We start from the raw sequence: 474 nt of genomic DNA, 5'->3' as shown, positions 1-474 counted from the left end.
CACCTGGGGCCTTCATCCAAGTTATCCCAAGCTGGACAGGCGCCCCCTTTCAGGCTCAGGGCCCCAGACCATGCGAATGGGTCTGGTGATGGCTATGCAGCAGACCAATGATTCCTATAAAATGCAGTCCGATACTATCCGAAATACTGCTATCAAGGAACTTACCAATTATTCAGGGGCTGTGAGTGCCGCAGATCCACTTTGGATGCTATACTATAAACATGAGTTCGCCCCCCTAGAAAAGGATGAATCCCTAATCCTTCAGGGGATCAGTTCAGAGGTAAAAGAATATCTGATAAATAAAGGTACTTATGAATGGTATACCAGTGAAAGATCGGGCCTCATAGAACGTCTGGAAATCCTGAAAACAGCAGATCTTGAAAGGGGCAGCAGGATCTTGGGCTATCATCGCCTATTGTCGGAATATAGGGTTCTTGAATCGGGGTGGGAATCCAAGAAAAGCAACGCCCTGAA

At 47.3% G+C, this 474-nt stretch carries 1 pseudogene; it reads left to right on the top strand.

Annotated features, from left to right (window positions below):
* Positions 1–94 precede the first annotated feature (94 nt).
* Positions 95–474, top strand: a pseudogene (locus B2X72_RS16780) (hypothetical protein); the annotation flags it as partial.

Source organism: Sphingobacterium sp. UBA7253, from assembly GCF_002472745.1.
Classification (GTDB): Bacteria; Bacteroidota; Bacteroidia; order Sphingobacteriales; family Sphingobacteriaceae; genus Sphingobacterium; species Sphingobacterium siyangense.
Note: the sequence above shows the minus strand (reverse complement) of the source record. Positions and strands in the feature narration are given on the sequence as shown.